At 46.8% G+C, this 15,730-nt stretch carries 12 protein-coding genes and 1 pseudogene; 9 read left to right on the plus strand and 4 right to left on the minus strand.

Features of this window, described 5'->3' with window-relative positions; genetic code table 11:
• Positions 1–67: 67 nt before the first annotated feature.
• A complete protein-coding gene (locus tag S7335_RS15090) occupies positions 68–826 on the plus strand; it encodes a Uma2 family endonuclease (protein WP_006457395.1) in 759 nt (252 codons plus the stop codon).
• Positions 827–1,080: 254 nt separating this feature from the next.
• On the opposite strand, the pseudogene S7335_RS28455 reads toward S7335_RS15090, so the two are convergent.
• Both S7335_RS28455 and S7335_RS28460 read right to left on the minus strand, forming a co-directional pair.
• Positions 1,081–1,422: pseudogene (locus S7335_RS28455) on the minus strand (L,D-transpeptidase); the annotation flags it as partial.
• A gap of 15 nt (positions 1,423–1,437) precedes the next feature.
• Positions 1,438–1,674, minus strand: coding sequence for a hypothetical protein (locus tag S7335_RS28460; RefSeq protein WP_006455084.1), 237 nt, complete (start codon positions 1,672–1,674; stop codon positions 1,438–1,440).
• A 593-nt stretch (positions 1,675–2,267) separates the two neighbouring features.
• On the opposite strand from S7335_RS28460, the gene S7335_RS15105 reads away from it, so the two are divergent.
• Positions 2,268–2,678, plus strand: coding sequence for a hypothetical protein (locus S7335_RS15105; RefSeq protein ID WP_006456058.1), 411 nt, complete (start codon positions 2,268–2,270; stop codon positions 2,676–2,678).
• Between the two features lie 166 nt (positions 2,679–2,844).
• On the opposite strand, the gene S7335_RS15110 is transcribed toward S7335_RS15105, so the two are convergent.
• Positions 2,845–3,978, minus strand: a complete 1,134-nt coding sequence (locus S7335_RS15110; protein ID WP_006457677.1) for an App1 family protein — start codon at positions 3,976–3,978, stop codon at positions 2,845–2,847.
• A gap of 327 nt (positions 3,979–4,305) precedes the next feature.
• Between S7335_RS15110 and S7335_RS15115 the strand changes: the two genes are divergently transcribed.
• Positions 4,306–5,685 (plus strand): phosphatidylserine/phosphatidylglycerophosphate/cardiolipin synthase family protein, encoded by a 1,380-nt coding sequence (locus S7335_RS15115; RefSeq protein WP_006456816.1) that lies wholly within the window; start codon positions 4,306–4,308, stop codon positions 5,683–5,685.
• A gap of 74 nt (positions 5,686–5,759) precedes the next feature.
• Here the strand turns inward: S7335_RS15115 and S7335_RS15120 are convergent, their stop codons facing one another.
• Positions 5,760–5,966 (minus strand): hypothetical protein, encoded by a 207-nt coding sequence (locus S7335_RS15120; RefSeq protein WP_006457719.1) that lies wholly within the window; start codon positions 5,964–5,966, stop codon positions 5,760–5,762.
• A 377-nt stretch (positions 5,967–6,343) separates the two neighbouring features.
• On the opposite strand from S7335_RS15120, the gene S7335_RS15125 reads away from it, so the two are divergent.
• From S7335_RS15125 to S7335_RS27880, 6 genes are all read left to right on the plus strand, one after another.
• On the plus strand, positions 6,344–6,958 hold the full coding sequence (locus S7335_RS15125; RefSeq protein ID WP_227500007.1) for a glycoside hydrolase family protein: 615 nt from the start codon (positions 6,344–6,346) through the stop codon (positions 6,956–6,958).
• Between the two features lie 122 nt (positions 6,959–7,080).
• Positions 7,081–7,473, plus strand: a complete 393-nt coding sequence (locus tag S7335_RS15130) for a hypothetical protein (RefSeq protein ID WP_157620271.1) — start codon at positions 7,081–7,083, stop codon at positions 7,471–7,473.
• Positions 7,474–7,628: 155 nt separating this feature from the next.
• On the plus strand, positions 7,629–8,084 hold the full coding sequence (locus S7335_RS15135) for a nitrate reductase associated protein (protein ID WP_006454241.1): 456 nt from the start codon (positions 7,629–7,631) through the stop codon (positions 8,082–8,084).
• 565 nt (positions 8,085–8,649) lie between these two features.
• Positions 8,650–11,250 carry a PQQ-dependent sugar dehydrogenase gene (locus S7335_RS15140; RefSeq protein WP_006455785.1) on the plus strand — a complete coding sequence of 867 codons (2,601 nt, stop codon included), beginning with the start codon at positions 8,650–8,652 and terminating at the stop codon, positions 11,248–11,250.
• Positions 11,251–12,297: 1,047 nt separating this feature from the next.
• Complete coding sequence (locus tag S7335_RS15145; protein ID WP_006454480.1) at positions 12,298–14,880, plus strand: PQQ-dependent sugar dehydrogenase; 2,583 nt, start codon at positions 12,298–12,300, stop codon at positions 14,878–14,880.
• Positions 14,881–15,095: 215 nt separating this feature from the next.
• Positions 15,096–15,695 (plus strand): hypothetical protein, encoded by a 600-nt coding sequence (locus tag S7335_RS27880; RefSeq protein WP_006453753.1) that lies wholly within the window; start codon positions 15,096–15,098, stop codon positions 15,693–15,695.
• The last annotated feature ends 35 nt before the right edge of the window (positions 15,696–15,730 follow it).

A 15,730-nucleotide genomic window follows, 5' to 3' on the forward strand; every position in this document is an offset into this window, starting at 1 on the left:
TGGCGTCTAGCTACAAAACGTTAGAATACTGCTATTAGTGTTTTGTTGCTATCAGAGCCCTACTACTATGGTTTCCCAACCGCTTGACACACTTCCTAGCACTGAAGATCTCCCCTGTTCGGATGATACGCCTGTGGATAATGAAGATCAAAATCTACTGCCTAATCTGCTGCTGCTATCGCTTGCAAGCTTGTGGTCGACGCGGATGGATTGGTTTTTTGCGGTAGATATGGCGGTGTATCACACGACTGGCATTAGTCCTAAGGTACCCGTTGTACCTGATGCCTTTTTAAGTCTGGGGGTTGAGCGCAAGAAAAACGGAAAGTCTCGTAAAAGCTATGCCGTTTGGGAAGAGAATGGAACGGTGCCGACTTTTGTCTTAGAGATGGTTTCTCATCGCTACGACGATGAATACGACGAGAAGATGGCCCTCTATGCTCAGCTCGGTGTGCTGTATTACGTGCTGTACAACCCTGAGTATTGGCAACGACATCAGCATCAGCCCTTTGAAGTTTACAGACTGGAGGAAGACGGCTATCGGCTGAAAATTGGTGAGCCGTACTGGATGCCTGAGATTGGTATCGGTATTGGTAGAGGTCGGCAAGTAGTTGGTGGCATCGAGCAGGAGGTGCTGCTGTGGCACGACGCCCAAGGGAAGGCGTATCCGCTATCAGAGCAGATAATTGCGGATATGCAGATTGACATTAGTGCAGAAAGGCAAAAAGCAGAAACAGAAAGGCAAAGAGCGGAGGCGGAAAGGCAAAGAGCAGATCGGCTGGCCGCGTACTTGAGATCGCAAGGAATCGATCCTGACACAATTACGTAAGACTGCTACTGCTCACGTCTGCTGGGAAAGTGAAAACAAGCTTAACTAGGCTCTGTTGTGCAGTTCTATCTTGCAAGATAGGCGAGTGAGGAAGAAAAATCAGAGGCGTTAGTAGAAGTCCAAGAAATCGCAGCAATGGGGCACGCCTACGGACGAACCGATGAAGCAGGCAGCAAAGCGATCGCTCAATGCACTATTTCTCTTCTCTTTGGCCTATAAGTCTTATCTCAAAATATATCTTCCGAGCCGTATCCCTAAGGCACAACTGTCACTACCGTTCCCACTTCGACCATCTCATATAGCTGACGAACATCTTCGTTGTACATGCGAACGCAGCCATGAGAGGCAGCGGTTCCTACGGATTCTCGATTAGGCGTGCCGTGAAAGCCGATCGAGTTGGTACCGTCTGTCCAAAAGGCAATCCAGCGATCGCCTAAGGGATTGTAAGGCCCAGGCGGGACTACCTCAGAGGTGATTGGATTGGTCCAGCCAGGATCAGTAACTTGGTGGAACACTTCAAACTTTCCGGTCGGTGTCTCCCATCCAGCGCGACCGATAGCGACTGGATAACTGATTTTCACAGTATCTCCTTGATAAACATATACTCTCTTTTATCCCAAGCGAAGTAACAAACTAATTGTCTCTTTTTCTGTTGCTTCATTACTCTCAGCAGTTGCTGGCGGTACGCTTTCTCCGGATACTGACGTAGGTACCGACTGACGAGAAGGAATGGTCTGTAATAGCTCATCTAGTGCCAATTGCTTCGATAAGTCTTGTACAAGACTATCTGGCGTCTGCTTCGTGAATGTTTGTACAACCTTCGCTTCGGCAAAGGCAGCTTCCAACATCACTAAAAAAGAAAACGTTCCGCATACTAGCGTTCCAACAGTGAGTGCCCAAGGCCTATTCGAAGAGTTTTCTTGCCTGATATACATGAGTTTTAGTGAAGCTAGCTTTAAAGAACTATGTAGGCTGTAATGAGTAATGATCCTGCATTTAGACACCATTATAATCGATAGTATTATTTGTATTAATCTACCGTTAGCATCTTTCACTCTCTCCCCGTACTTTTTTCACTAACCCGTACTTTTTTCACTAAAAGGGTTTCACAATAGCAATCAATAGTAATTTGTTCTAAGTCACGTATGCTTTTATACGGTGTCACTCTAATACTATACTTTAATAGTAGGTGATTCGAACATACCTTCTCTATCGAATGACTTCATAAAAGGAAGGAAATATCTATCTTATGGGGTATAAAAAGCTTTGATTGGCTCGTTTTCCTCTGGCTTTCTTAGAGGCAGACACCGCTTTAGGTAGAGGCTTAAGGTAAGTATCTTATGTAAACGTTGTCCTAGCTTGGCTCACCCGTAATTTTATCTTGTGAGCACAGTAGATCCATTTGTCGTTCACAAACCTTCTACAAGAAGATAGAAATAGTATGCAGACGTTGTTCAATAAAACACTCGCAGTTTCTGCTTCCCTTCTCTCTATTGCAGGGTTGGTTCTGTTGGTTCCTCAATCAGTCAGTGCCCAGGAAATGTCTGATGATACAGACGTTACCGAATCCGTTGAGATGGATGCAGTTGAAGTTGATGATAGTGAAGCTGTCGAAACTGAAGAAGTAGAAGTCACCGAAACTGAGGTGATGGATACTGAAGTAGAAGTCACCGAAACTGAGATGATGGATACTGAAGTAGAATCAGTCGGCCAGTCAACCGAAGAGGACATTGATATGGAAACAGAGGCAGTCGATGTTGATATGGAAACGACTGTTGATAGTGAAACCACTGTTCAAGAGGAAGTAGTCGAAACAACAGACTTTTCAAGCAGTCCTCGTGCTTTGTGGTAATTAAGTTAACTGGTAGGACAAGTGAAAAACTATAGTTACTAGTGTAGATAAGGGTATAACGGATTGTCTGTTATACCCTTTCTTTCTGAACAAATGTTCCTCTTTATCCAATCACTTGAGACTTTCAGACTATCTTTTGTCCTGATGAATTCGGTAGGGACAATAGCTACTCTGCATCAATAGTTTCACCTTCCGCAATCCAGCCTCGCAGCGCAGCATGCCGCGCTGCTTCAGTCGTTTCTGAAAACAGTAAGAAGTCGACCCCTGATTGGCGAATCTCTTGTGCAACTTTGTCTATTTCCTGATGGCGAGCCCGATCATTAGGGATAGCATCTCGAATGTATACAGCTAAAATTCTTCCTGGATAATCTTTGACAAGCTGTGCGTATATTTCCGTATCCTTTTGTCCGCTATCTCCAAATAGAATAAAGGGTAGGTTAGAAAAGCGTGCTAGAAGCGGTTCGATTTGCTCTCGCTTATGTTCTTCGTGGGTGAAAGATGTCAAGTTAGCAGGCGATAGTTCGATATCTCTTAGTAAGATTGGCCCCTTTGGAATATCATTAGCACCCATGAACTTGTCGAACAAGTCATACATATTCCAAGGGCTGCTAGATACGTAAAAGATTGGGTTTCCCGAAAAACTATTATCGGTATTGTTCCCTTTCTGAAGCGCCCGGTATAAAGAAGCTACACCTGAAAACGGCCGACGACTCTGAGCATTTCCTAAGTAGGCGATTCGAACCATCTTTAAAGGATCGTCAGCAGCTGTATACACTACCGTATCGTCAATGTCGCTGATCACACCAAACTGTGCACTGGGCGTAACTAGAATCACTTCGCCTTCTGTCATGACGACTTTTTGCTTTCTAGGTGGTGGCTCTAATAGTTCTATATGAACGTTACGCCATAGATCCGCCTCGCTAAGATGGTCTGCGCTGAATGAAGATTCTAGCGATAGATCTGCCTCAAAAAAACCTTCGCCGTTAGCTTTAACTGTCGTTTGACAATCGCCGATACAGACTTTGAGTATGGCATGGGGAACCTCATCACTGTCAAACCGCCGGTACATATTAGTGACGTTCTTAGCGATACTGGCATCTGCATCAAGTGGTCGGATACCTTCTTTCTCTAAGACTCTACCTTTGATGTGTACTCGATTTAGGGTGCCATACCCTTTGTAGGGCATTATACGTAGCGGATCTCGGATACCCAACTTACCTTCTATGCTCAGTATGGCCTTATCCCACAAGCGATTGGCTTGATTCGTAGCTTTGGAAATAGCTTCTATAAGGTTTGGCAAAATATCTTAGCTCCAAGCTTGGCGTGTTTAAATTTACTCAGTCTTCATCTATGCAAAAGACTATCTGAGGGCACAATATTGAGGGTAGTCTTGACATTTAGGCGAAAACATAGAAATTATGTACATAGCTTGCATCTGTACCAAAGGCTACAGTTTTTGTCAAACAGAGCTGAGTAGCTAGCAGCCTTCTATTTACTAGCAGCCTCTCTTAATGTGTGATCAGTGCTTGTCATATCCTTCCCTTCAAAGAGAAGTTTTTGAAAACGCTGACATAACGTAGTGAACACTAAGTCAGATAGCAACCGAGATTCGTAGGTACTAATAAAGATGGGTCTAGTCATCAATATCTTGCTTTGGCTGCTTTTGATAGCGATCGCAGCGGTAGCTACCCTCTTAGTCGGATTATATATTCGTGGCGCTTTTCGGTGGCGTCCTCTTTTTTACGTTAGGCAAGCGATCGCCCCACAGCATCCTCAATTTCCCCTTATCCTCAAAAGTCTCACAGAATCTCTAGCCACTCACGGACAGGTGGTTGATTTTTGGGATACCGCCGCAGAAATTCAGCAAGCAAGAATAGAGGCTATCAGGCGAGCACGTCACAGCATTCAGTTTGAGACATTCATGATGACGCCGGGCAAACGCACTAACGATTTTGCCGAGGAGATCGCCCGAAAAGCAATCGAAGGCGTTAGCGTACAGCTCCTAGTCGATACCTTTGGTACGCGATCTTTGCCTAGAAGATATTGGCAGCATCTACGTTCAGCGGGCGTCCAGATTGTCTTTTTTAACCCATTCGACTGGCGAGCACCGGCTAATTTCGCTGGACGCACTCACCGCAAGCTATTAATCATTGACAATGAGCAAGCGCTTATCGGTGGCTCAGGGATTTCTGATCTATGGGACGGTATTGAAAAAAGCGATGACACAAAGCCCTGGCTAGATATTGAGATGATGCTAGTAGGGGAAGTAGTAAGCGTTTTATCAGCAACGTTTCAGCTCCATTGGCAGGGCCATAGAATTAAAAGAGAAGATGAAAAAACAGGGAAGTTAGAACCAGGAGTTACCATCATTAATATGGATCGAATCTGTCCTGTCGTAGATGCAGATCCGTTGCCAAGCACAAAGAGATTGAGTAATGACAAAAAAGAATCGAGTACGATTCTAGTAACACCTGGGACCAAACCTAACTATCGCGACTCTTCGGTTGAAGTTTTGAAGCAGACGCTAGTAGCTTGTGCACAGAAACGAGTGTGGCTATCAAGTCCTTATTTTCTGCCGAATAAAAGTACTCGGCAGATACTGATTACTGCGAAAAAAGCTGGGGTAGACGTCCGCATTCTGACGACGAGCGATCGCAGTGATAAGAAGCCAGTCTATTACGCCTCGTACGAAGTCTACGGCTCGCTACTAAGGGCAGGCATAAAGATATTCGAGTATCAGCCTAGTATGCTGCATGCCAAGATGTTGCTTTTGGATAATCACTGGGCAAATACGGGCAGCACAAACATCGACTACCGAAGCTTTCTACACAATGATGAGCTAGATATTGTCACCGACTCCGCTTTGCTCATAGAAAAGATAGAACAAGCGTTTGAGAAAGGCTTTGCACAAAGTAAACAGATTAGCTTACGGCAGTGGCGAAACCGTTCTCTACTAAAGCACAGAGTACTAGGAAATGTAGTCCGTCTTGTGGAATGGCAACTCTAGGTACAGACGCTGGAGGTGAATAGATTGAGCATCCGATGCGATCGCCCAAGAAGGTAGAAAAATAGCGATGCTATCTATTTTCTAAACGGCCCCACCCAAAGGCTTGCTCCGATTACCAGCGGAGTCAAAGCAAAAATACCTCCAAAAATGAGTGAGTGACTTTTGACAAAGGGGATAGAAAGCAGCGAACCAATTACCAGCGCACAATAGAGTAGAGCAGCGAACGGAACAACGCAAATCAGAAAAATCATTAGGCGCTCGTTTGATTCAATAGATGACATAGCGAAGTATCAAGAGGGCTCAAAAATTTTGTACGGAATTAGAGTAAGTCAGCCTGTAGGATAGAGAACTGTGTGCCTAAGCTTTGCACATTAAGTCATAGGTAGTTTCTGTAAAAGGTATTGAATGTCTGTAGAGCTGTTTCTAGAGCTTGAATGCCTACTTTCCTCTGTGCTGTCTCCATCTATGCTGCCTCTAGAAGTTTGATTTGAATTTGCTTTCTGACAAGCCTCACAACAACTCTAACAAACCTCACAAGAACTCTGACAAATCTCACGAGAATATGAAAGTAAGACAGCCCCGTCGACCTTATCAAGGTAATCATAGGTCGGTTGTGACCGCGATGCTGATAGTCCTAGGAGTAGGTTGGACACTGTATATGTGGTCAAAGCCTCCCCAACCATTAGAGTTGTTAGGCTCGACAAACTGGGTCGCTTCGCCCCTACCTTTAGAAATGGAGGGAGGCGATCCTTATCTACGGGCACTGATGAGAACCATTTCAGCCGGAGAATCGAATACAGGCGATCCCTATCGGTTGCTATACGGCGGCCAAAGGAGCAAAGATCTGAGTGTGCATCCCGATAAGTGCGTGAGGATTGTAAATGGCCCCAATCAGGGAAACTGTACAACAGCAGCAGGGCGATATCAGTTTCTGACTACTACTTGGGAGCGCGAGGCTCGAAACTATCACCCAAATCGTCCTGCTTGGTATGAAGTTTGGGAGCAGCCCAGCTTTGAGCCGACCTATCAGGACGAGGTCGTATACGGTTGGCTATCAGATACAAGCGCTTGGAATATAGACATCTCGGCCCAGCTACGGGCAGGAAACATAGATACGGTGCTAAAGGCGCTTTCTGGAACGTGGACAAGTTTGGGCTATGGCATCGAAGATAATAGTATGTCACCGCTATTGCCCCAGATTTATGAAGAGATGCTGACGGAGGAGCTAGCACTTCAGACCATTCGTTTGCAGAAGGCGAAGCGAGCGGCGTAGCAGGGACTGTATCAACTAGGAACCGTGTATAGCAAAGGGGTCGTGCATTAGGATGATTCGCCTTACAATCTGCACAAGGTAAGATGAGCCTGCCAGGTGCGATCTTTCAATGGCTATACCCAATGGTTACATATCGAACAGTGATTCTAGAGGCTCATGATGGCTCAAGATGGCGATCGCTTTCACAGCTTCCTACCTGTGGCGACGCCCGCTTGAACCATTTTTTACTGTGGGAAAATCCAAGCTGGCCAGCGTCGCAACGCAAAGCGAATAACTTTCCACCTCTTCCAGAAGACTGTAGCGAGCGAGTGAAGTCTCGGCTGAAAGGGCTAGCCTATTATGTGACCGCCTGCTTGAAATTGGCTGAATTCAAGGCAGGTGTTGAGCAAGTAGCACGTGGGTATAAAGAGCACAGTTTACAAGTAATGACTGAGATGCGCGGTGCGATCGCCATGGCTCAGGTTTTAACAGACGGTAACATTCCCGTTCGCTTCATCATCTTGCTAGACTACTGATAGCCAATTGTTTTATATAGCTAAGTCAAGGTTCTTACTTTGTCAGCCACCTCCACAGTTACCTCTCATGGCTTTTGGAAGCATTCATTATCCTAGCCAACTCAATAGATGCAACAAAAGATATCTCTCACAACCTATCTCTTTAGATCGAGTCTATGGCATCGCCTTTTTTTGAATTTGAGCAAGATTTTGTTGGGTCGCTGCGATGCATTCCGATGGTTGTACGCCACCATCTGGATACCTGTGGCGTCAAACTCAAGCTAGAACATTGGAATCATTTTACTCAAGCTGAACGACAGGCACTGGTGGATTGGCCCTGTCAATCCGAAGACGAAGCTCAGCTCTATAGAGAGAAACTGCAGGCGCTAATTACGGCTCAAACTGGTGTGCCTGCTAAGACACTAGCTGTCCAACCGCAGCCACCGTGGATGGATCTATCGACCATACCAGAGCAAGTTCGTAACAGATTTGCTCAGCAAGGGATACCATTGACATTAAAGCAGTGGACTGAACTTACTGAGCTACAGCGATTTGCTCTGATTAAGTTGAGTAGACCTAGCCATGAGAACAAAAACTTTATGCCCGCTGTCAAAGAGTTTGGACTAGTATGAGCTCTCACGTTAGGGGACGCCGCTAGGTTCTCTTCCTCGGAAACATATCCGCTGGGGACGAACGAGGATATTCATAGACAGCAAAAGTAGGGATTGTGGTGGTTCTACGATTACGTACACACAGCTAAGTAACTGATTCTATAGATCGGCACAGATTCTTTCTAAGAAAAATCGCAAAGGGTACCCGAGTGGGTGATGAAAAGAAAGAGATTTACCTGATATGAATAGATCATATCAATCAGTCCTCAGAGATAACCCCTCTTTACCAAGCGTTTTACATGCTTACGTTATAGGCCTCTTTTTCCTGTAACAATGGAATTTTCGGTCTTTAATGTTTGATATTTAAAGATTGATGAATTCAAAAGGAATTTCTCTGAAGAGACACGCTGTCACTTTGAATTTAAGCAGGTTACTACCTAATTCAAGTGACTTCTAAAACCAGAACACTTTCGACGTTCAACCGAGACCTCTAGGGTATTCGTTAGATTACTCATAGCCTTTCTTGTCGTGGTCTTGGGACGTTTGAAACCTCGCTTAAGCAATACTTACAACTTGGGAAATTCTGATGGCCAACTTTAACTTGAGTGGATTTGTCAATGAAGAAGTGATTACCAGCGGTCTGACTGCACCGATCGCTCTCACTTTCCTACCTGATAACCGTATGCTCTTGATAGAGAAGAGCGGACAGGTCCTAATCGCCGACCCTAACTCTGGGCAAAAGTCTCTCTATTTAAACATCTCTAACATTGTCAATTCAGGTCAAGAGCGTGGTTTGCTAGAGATAGCCATTCCTCCAGACTTTGAGCCCGGCTCGGCAAGCGGTAGGAATCTGATCTATCTCTTCTACACGCGCTCCAGTAATACCAACCGCGCCGTGATTGCTAGCTTCGAGCATAACGAGCTTTCGGGTGGGCTCTCTAGTAGAGCGAATGCTAACAGTGAGACTATCCTCTGGACCGACACAGATGGTTATGTCTCCTGCTGCCACTACGGCGGCGGGCTAGATTTTGGCCCCGATGGAAAGATTTGGCTAACTAGCTCAGATAAGTTCAATACCTCTAACGGTGGAGAAGGTGGCCCCGACGACGACTGGCCACTCAACCTAGAGAACACCAGCGGTAAGATCATACGCATCAGTCGCGATGGCTCTATCCCAGATGGCACAGATGGCTGGCCCGCTAACCCTTATATCAACGGTACGATTGCTGGCCCCTACCCTGCCTTAGCAGCAGACGGGCAGCCATATGAGCCACATCCTTCTATCTGGGCCTATGGTCTACGTAACCCCTTTCGGGCCTCTTGGGACGAGGAATATGGCAAGTTCTATATTGGTGAAGTTGGCGGTAACCGAAATCGGTCAACGGACGATGTCCATGTAGCTTCTCTCGAGCAGCCTGGTGCCTTCTATGGTTGGAACTTCTACGAAGGAGTCAACAGCGCTCTGCTTTACAATCCAGCCAAGTCGCCATTTAATCCAGCTGAGTTTCCACAGCCAGATACTGACCTAGCCGATCCCAGTAACGGCGACTACTACTCGGCGCCAATCTTTGACATTCCGCATTCGTCTTTGACAGGTGGCTTTGTCTACCGAGGCGATATGTTTCCAGAAGATTTCAAGGGTGTCTACTTCTATGGCAACTTTGAAGACGGATACATAAAGTTTCTAGATCTGAACGCCACGGGCGACCAGGTTGAAGGCGTATATGACTTCAAACCCAGCGGTGACATTCCTGGGGACACTCCGAATATCGTCTTCCTTGAAGAAGGGATTGACGGAGCACTGTACTACATCAACTATGCAGCCAACGGCGGCCAAGTGCAGCGTATTACCTTTGGCGGCCTCAGTGCCCCCTCCATTCAGTCATTTAGCATTACTGACGACCAAGGGGCTCCCGATGATCAAGCTGGCCCAGCGGCACCACTGAATATCACCTACGCGGCAACTGTGGCCGATAGCGACACTCCGCTTGGTGATTTGACCTACAGCATCAACTTTGGGGACGGTACGCCAGCCGCGACCGGATCTCCTAACCCTGCTACGGGTGAGATTTCAGTCAATCATCAATACACAGCCGAAGGCACCTACAACGCCACACTTAGCGTCAGTGATGGCACCCTCTCCACCCTAGCTGAGCCAATTACCGTTACTGTCGGTAGCGCTAACAGTGCGCCTGAGTTTCAATCTGCTAGCTCGGATATCGCATTTGGTGACCCCGGTGACCAGGTGACTTTCACAGCTACTGTGGCTGATGCAGATGACCCAGCTAATACGCTCACCTACACGCTCGACTTCGGTGATGGCACACCGAACAGTACGGGTAGCCCTAATAACAATGGCGAAATCGAGGTCACACATACCTACACGAGTGAGGGCACCTACAATGCCTTCTTCACTATCTCAGATGGCAAAGCTGCTCCTGTATCCTCCAATACTATCGTCATCCAAATCGGTATCTCCAGCCAGCTACCAGTGACCAACGGTTTAGTATTCCAGGTAGAAGCCTTCACTAAAATCGGTATTGATGGCACGAGGGTCACCGAGTGGATTGATCAATCTGGCTTTAATAACAGCCTGCAAGCAGCAGGTAATCCGCAGCTAATCGAGAGTGCGACACCGTCTGGTCAGCCTGCCGTTGCGCTAGATGGTGATGGAGACTATCTCTTTAGAGAACAGACACCTGCAACAGATCTGCAAGGGCTTTCTAGCGGTAATGCTCCGCGGACGATGTTCTTCGTAGTGGATTATGAGAATGTCACTAATCGTGAATATGCTGGCCTTGTCTATGGCAAAGCTGCTGATAACCAAGCTTTTGGTCTGACCTTGAACGGGAATAAAGATAATTTCACGATCCAAGGCTGGGGAAGAACAAACGATCGGGCTACTGACATTAATGGTGTCGTCGATCCTAATAGTGGTCAGCAACGCGGCTTTGTCTCTCATGCAGTCGTGTTTGATGGGACGACCTTCAGACACTATGTCAACGGCGTAGAGATTGCCTCTGGTAATAAGACTTACAACACAGTCGTTGAAAAGCTACTGATTGGTCAAAATCTCGACGGCGGTGAGACGCCGATGAGTGTTGCCGGTGCATTCATCTACAATCGCGCATTGAATACAAATGAATTCGACGCGGTCGAAAACTACATTCAGCAGACCTTTCTATAGCCTTAGCTAATTAGCGTACCGTCTCAATCGCCTACCCTCAGAGAGCTTCCAGAAATTGGAAGCTCTTTTTAATGTGTCAATCACTTGGACTTAAGGCAAAATGAGAATTTGTCAGCGCCCATTACATTCTATAGCAAAGTTAAAGATGCGCTCTTACTATGCTCGTTAGGTTAGCCGTTGCTTTATGTTTGTTTTAACAGACATGACTGTCCTATCCAACCTGACGGATGCTACGAAAGCAAAATAAGACTCATTCGCCTGAACGACTTTGAGGCTCAAAACGCCGTAAGTACTAAAACCTTGTAAGAGTTTTTGGCTATCAAGCAACAAGTTTATGTTGTCTCGGCCACTCTTTTTCAAGGATCATTTTTTCAAGGCTCATCGAAGAGCGACAACACCTATTCCGCTCTCCACAACGTTAAACGAATGTATCTTACACAACATTCTAAAGATGAGTTTCGCAGCCTGAAGTAATTGAGATAGCTATTTCCTAGCATAGTTGTCTGCTGAATAAATTTTCAAGCAGAACTTTTGAAAAAAGCATAACAAGATTGCAGAAATCGCATTCATCCTCTGTTTTGCATAGTTTGACAGAGGTTGCATAAAAGTTGTTATTGGGGATAATATATTTTTGGATTCTGATTTGTTTTTTGTGGTGTAGGGTAGTTCGTACAAGAAAGACAATTCGCTTCAGCCCTGTACCTTACCGTAGATTACTAGTAAAGAAATCGTTAAGGTGGTAGGCGATAGCGAGAGAGAAAGCGCTATTTAATACGAATGGGCTACATCAGTTCGCTAGTAGAAGTTATCTCTCCTTTTGTTTGTCATGACCATTTAAATTAATGGAAGATTTTCAGGAATAGCATTCTACAAATGTGAATCTCTCGCTGAGAGAGCTATTAAGACCTTCACGAATAGAGCAGAGCTGTCTTATACATCAGCCTACAACATCAAGAGTACTTGTAGGAGTACTTACACCTCGTGGGTGGTTAGTCTTTCAGATGCTTGAAATCTTATTTGAGTAATATCTACACATTACGGTTCCTGATGGTTGATTTTAATTTGGATGGGTTTGTTAACGAACAAGTGATAACTGGCGGACTGGCTGCGCCCATCGCCCTTGGCTTTCTGCCCGACAACCGTATGCTACTGCTAGAAAAAGGTGGGCAAATCTTCATTGCCGATCCTAACTCTGGGCAAAAGTCTCTCTATCTAGACATCTCCAACATCGTCAATTCTGGAAATGAGCGCGGTCTGCTAGAGATAGCTATTCCTCCAGACTTTGACCCCGATCCAGCTAGTGGTAATAATGAAATCTATCTTTTCTACACGCGCTCAGGTAACACCAACCGAGCGGTGATTGCTAGCTTTGAGCATAACGAGCTCTCTGGCGAACTCTCTAGTCAGGCCGATGCCAACAGTGAGACCATCCTTTGGACCGATGTGGATGGGTATGTCTCTTGCTGTCACTACGGCGGCGGTCTGGACTTTGGACCAGATGGGAAGCTCTGGCTGACTAGCTCAGACAAGTTCAACACTTCTAACGGTGGCGAAGGCGGCCCGGATGATGACTGGCCGCTTGACCTAGAAAGCACCAGCGGTAAGATCATCCGCGTCAACCGCGATGGCTCTATTCCAGACGGTACAGACGGCTGGCCGGCTAACCCTTACGTTGATGGCACGATTGATGGACCTTACCCTAGTCTGGCCGCGGACGGACAGCCATATGATCCAAACAAGTATATCTGGGCTTATGGACTACGCAATCCGTTCCGAGCTGATTGGGACGAAGAGTACGGCAAATTCTACATCGGTGAGGTCGGCGGCAATCGAAATCGATCAACAGACGATATCCACGTCGCTTCACTCGACCAGGCCGGCGCTTTCTATGGTTGGAACTTCTATGAAGGTGTCAACAACGCCGTTCTATACAACCCGGATAAGTCGCCGTTCAACCCGGTTGAGTTTCCACAACCCGATACTGACCTAGCAGACCCGAGCACTGGCGACTACTTTTCTGCGCCAATCTACGACTTTCCGCATGCGTCTTTGACTGGTGGCTTCGTCTACCGAGGCGATATGTTCCCCGAAGAGTTCGATGGGGTCTACTTCTTCGGCAACTTCAAAGACAACTACATTAAGTTCCTCGATTTGAATGCTACGGGCGATCAGGTTGAAGATATCTATGACTTTAAACCTAGTGAAGGTATTCCTGGCGAAACCCCAAACATAGTCTTCCTAGAAGAAGGGATTGACGGGGCACTGTACTACATCAACTACGAGGCTGACGGCGGGCAGGTACAGCGCATTACTTTTGGCAACGACAATATGGCACCCTTCGTTATCTCTTCTAGCGTAACTGACGATCAAGGTGATCCAAACGACCTTACTGGTACAACCCTGCCGCTCGATATTGTCTTTGCTGCAACCGTCAACGACAATGACACACCACTTAGCAGCTTGACCTACAGCATTAACTTTGGCGATGGTACGGTCGTCGACGGTTCGCCTGACCCGACTACCGGTGAGATCTCAGTCGATCATCGGTACACAGCCGAAGGTACTTACAATGCTACGCTGCGCGTCGAAGATGGAACTAGCTCAGCACTAAGTCAGCCCATAACTATCACAGCTGGCAGCTTCAATAGCGCGCCTACCTTCGAGTCTGTTAGTTCAGACATCGCGTTCGCTGAGCCTAATGACCAGGTAACCTTCACAGCCGTCGTCGCTGATGCGGATGACGCAGTGGATACACTGACCTATACGCTCGACTTTGGCGACGGCTCGCAGACTTCTGGTAGCCCCGACGACAAGGGTGGAATTGAGATTACACATACTTACACAAGTGAGGGAACCTACAATGCTTCTTTCACTATCTCGGATGGCAAAGCTGATCCAGTCACCTCTACTACCCTTCCTATCCAGGTAGGGACCTCTAACCAGCTACCGGTTACGGACGGTTTAGTGTTCCAGGTAGAAGCCTTTACCAAAATTGGTTTAGATGGCACAACCGTGACTGGATGGATTGACCAGTCTAGCTTTGCCAACGACTTGTCTGCAGCAGGCGATCCACAGCTAGTCGAAAACGCAACGCCCTCTGGTCAGTCTGCCGTTACGTTTGATGGCAAAGGTGATTATCTCTTTCGTGAAGGAGCATTGAAAGGGTTTGCAGGTGGGAGCGATCCTCGAACAATGTTCTTTGTCGTAGACTACGAAAACGTTACCAACGGAGAATACGCTGGACTTACCTACGGCAAAGCCGATGAGAACCAAGCTTTTGGTCTGACGCTAGACGGTAATAACGATAACCTTACAGTTCAAGGCTGGGGAAGAACAAACGACCAGCGTACTGACATCGACGGTGTCATCAATCCTGATAGCAAGCAGCGCGGCTTTGTCTCTCATGCCGTAGTATACGATGGCACCGTGTTCGAACACTATTTAAACGGAGCGGAGATTGACTCTGGTAACAAGACTTACAACACAGTCGTTGAAAGGCTGCTGATTGGCCAAAACCTAGACGGTGGTGAAACGCCCATGAGCGTTGCTGGTGCATTTATCTACAATCGCGCATTGAATCCAAATGAATTTGATGCGGTCGAAAACTACGTCCAGCAGACCTTTCTATAGCCCTCTCCGGTAGGCTTAGTCGAGCCACCTCAGCCGGCAGCTTTGATCACTTTGCTTCAGAGGGGTTCCAAATTAGTGGAAACCCTCTTTATTGCCAAATTGTTTCGGTATAGATAGGTCGTTGACTAGCGAAGAATGGTAGCTCGGAAGATTATAATCATCATCGGGCACGCACTTTCCCCCGGTATACTGCTCTAAACTATCTTGATGCTTTCATGAACGGATCAAGCCCACCGCCGCCACGTTCATCTAACTCTAAATCACCTAGAGCTAGATCATCTAGAGCTAAACCGTCTAGAGCAACCAGGCGTAGACGAGCTGGTCAATCGCTGACGCCATGGGCACAGATCATACTGCTGTGCTTGCTCTACATAACAGTCGGTTTAGTCTTGTTAACACCAGAACCACCCCCTTGGGTTTGGCTAGCAACTGCGATCGCCATTCCATCACTGGCTATGGGGCTAACGCCTTCCTTTGACTTTTCAAAAAGCTCAGGGCGAAAGCATCGAGTTGGTGTGCTCTCTTATCTAGGCGGACTATTGCTAGTCGTTGCGCTCTCAGTTGCTTTCAACTATATCGGCAGCGATCAAAACTTAGATGAGGTCAGTTTGAGATGGGCCCTGATAGGATTAGGGCTACTGACATCCTTATCGGTAGTACTCACAGCGGTGATCGCAACCGTCATGGCTCAGCTAGGAGCGAGCTTGGTAGTGGGAGCTCAATACTGGCGAAGCGTCACAATAGTGCTCGTGACCAGCTTGGTAGGACTCTGCATAGGAGGCTTGATCGGGCTGTCGTTAGTCGTATCGCTCTAGAAAGTGCTTTGGTAGAGAATGCAGTGTTAGCAAGT

The organism is Synechococcus sp. PCC 7335 (assembly GCF_000155595.1).
Classification (GTDB): domain Bacteria; phylum Cyanobacteriota; class Cyanobacteriia; order Phormidesmidales; family Phormidesmidaceae; genus Phormidesmis.

What these genes read in the sequence shown, in the direction of transcription:
- S7335_RS27880 (WP_006453753.1), top strand. Translation starts at nt 15,096, where the DNA reads ATGAACGGATCAAGCCCACCGCCGCCACGTTCATCTAACTCTAAATCA.
- S7335_RS15120 (WP_006457719.1), bottom strand. Translation starts at nt 5,966, where the DNA reads ATGTCATCTATTGAATCAAACGAGCGCCTAATGATTTTTCTGATTTGC.
- S7335_RS15135 (WP_006454241.1), top strand. Translation starts at nt 7,629, where the DNA reads ATGGCATCGCCTTTTTTTGAATTTGAGCAAGATTTTGTTGGGTCGCTG.
- S7335_RS15115 (WP_006456816.1), top strand. Translation starts at nt 4,306, where the DNA reads ATGGGTCTAGTCATCAATATCTTGCTTTGGCTGCTTTTGATAGCGATC.
- S7335_RS15105 (WP_006456058.1), top strand. Translation starts at nt 2,268, where the DNA reads ATGCAGACGTTGTTCAATAAAACACTCGCAGTTTCTGCTTCCCTTCTC.
- S7335_RS15145 (WP_006454480.1), top strand. Translation starts at nt 12,298, where the DNA reads ATGGTTGATTTTAATTTGGATGGGTTTGTTAACGAACAAGTGATAACT.
- S7335_RS15140 (WP_006455785.1), top strand. Translation starts at nt 8,650, where the DNA reads ATGGCCAACTTTAACTTGAGTGGATTTGTCAATGAAGAAGTGATTACC.
- S7335_RS15125 (WP_227500007.1), top strand. Translation starts at nt 6,344, where the DNA reads ATGTGGTCAAAGCCTCCCCAACCATTAGAGTTGTTAGGCTCGACAAAC.
- S7335_RS15090 (WP_006457395.1), top strand. Translation starts at nt 68, where the DNA reads ATGGTTTCCCAACCGCTTGACACACTTCCTAGCACTGAAGATCTCCCC.
- S7335_RS15130 (WP_157620271.1), top strand. Translation starts at nt 7,081, where the DNA reads ATGGTTACATATCGAACAGTGATTCTAGAGGCTCATGATGGCTCAAGA.
- S7335_RS28460 (WP_006455084.1), bottom strand. Translation starts at nt 1,674, where the DNA reads ATGTTGGAAGCTGCCTTTGCCGAAGCGAAGGTTGTACAAACATTCACG.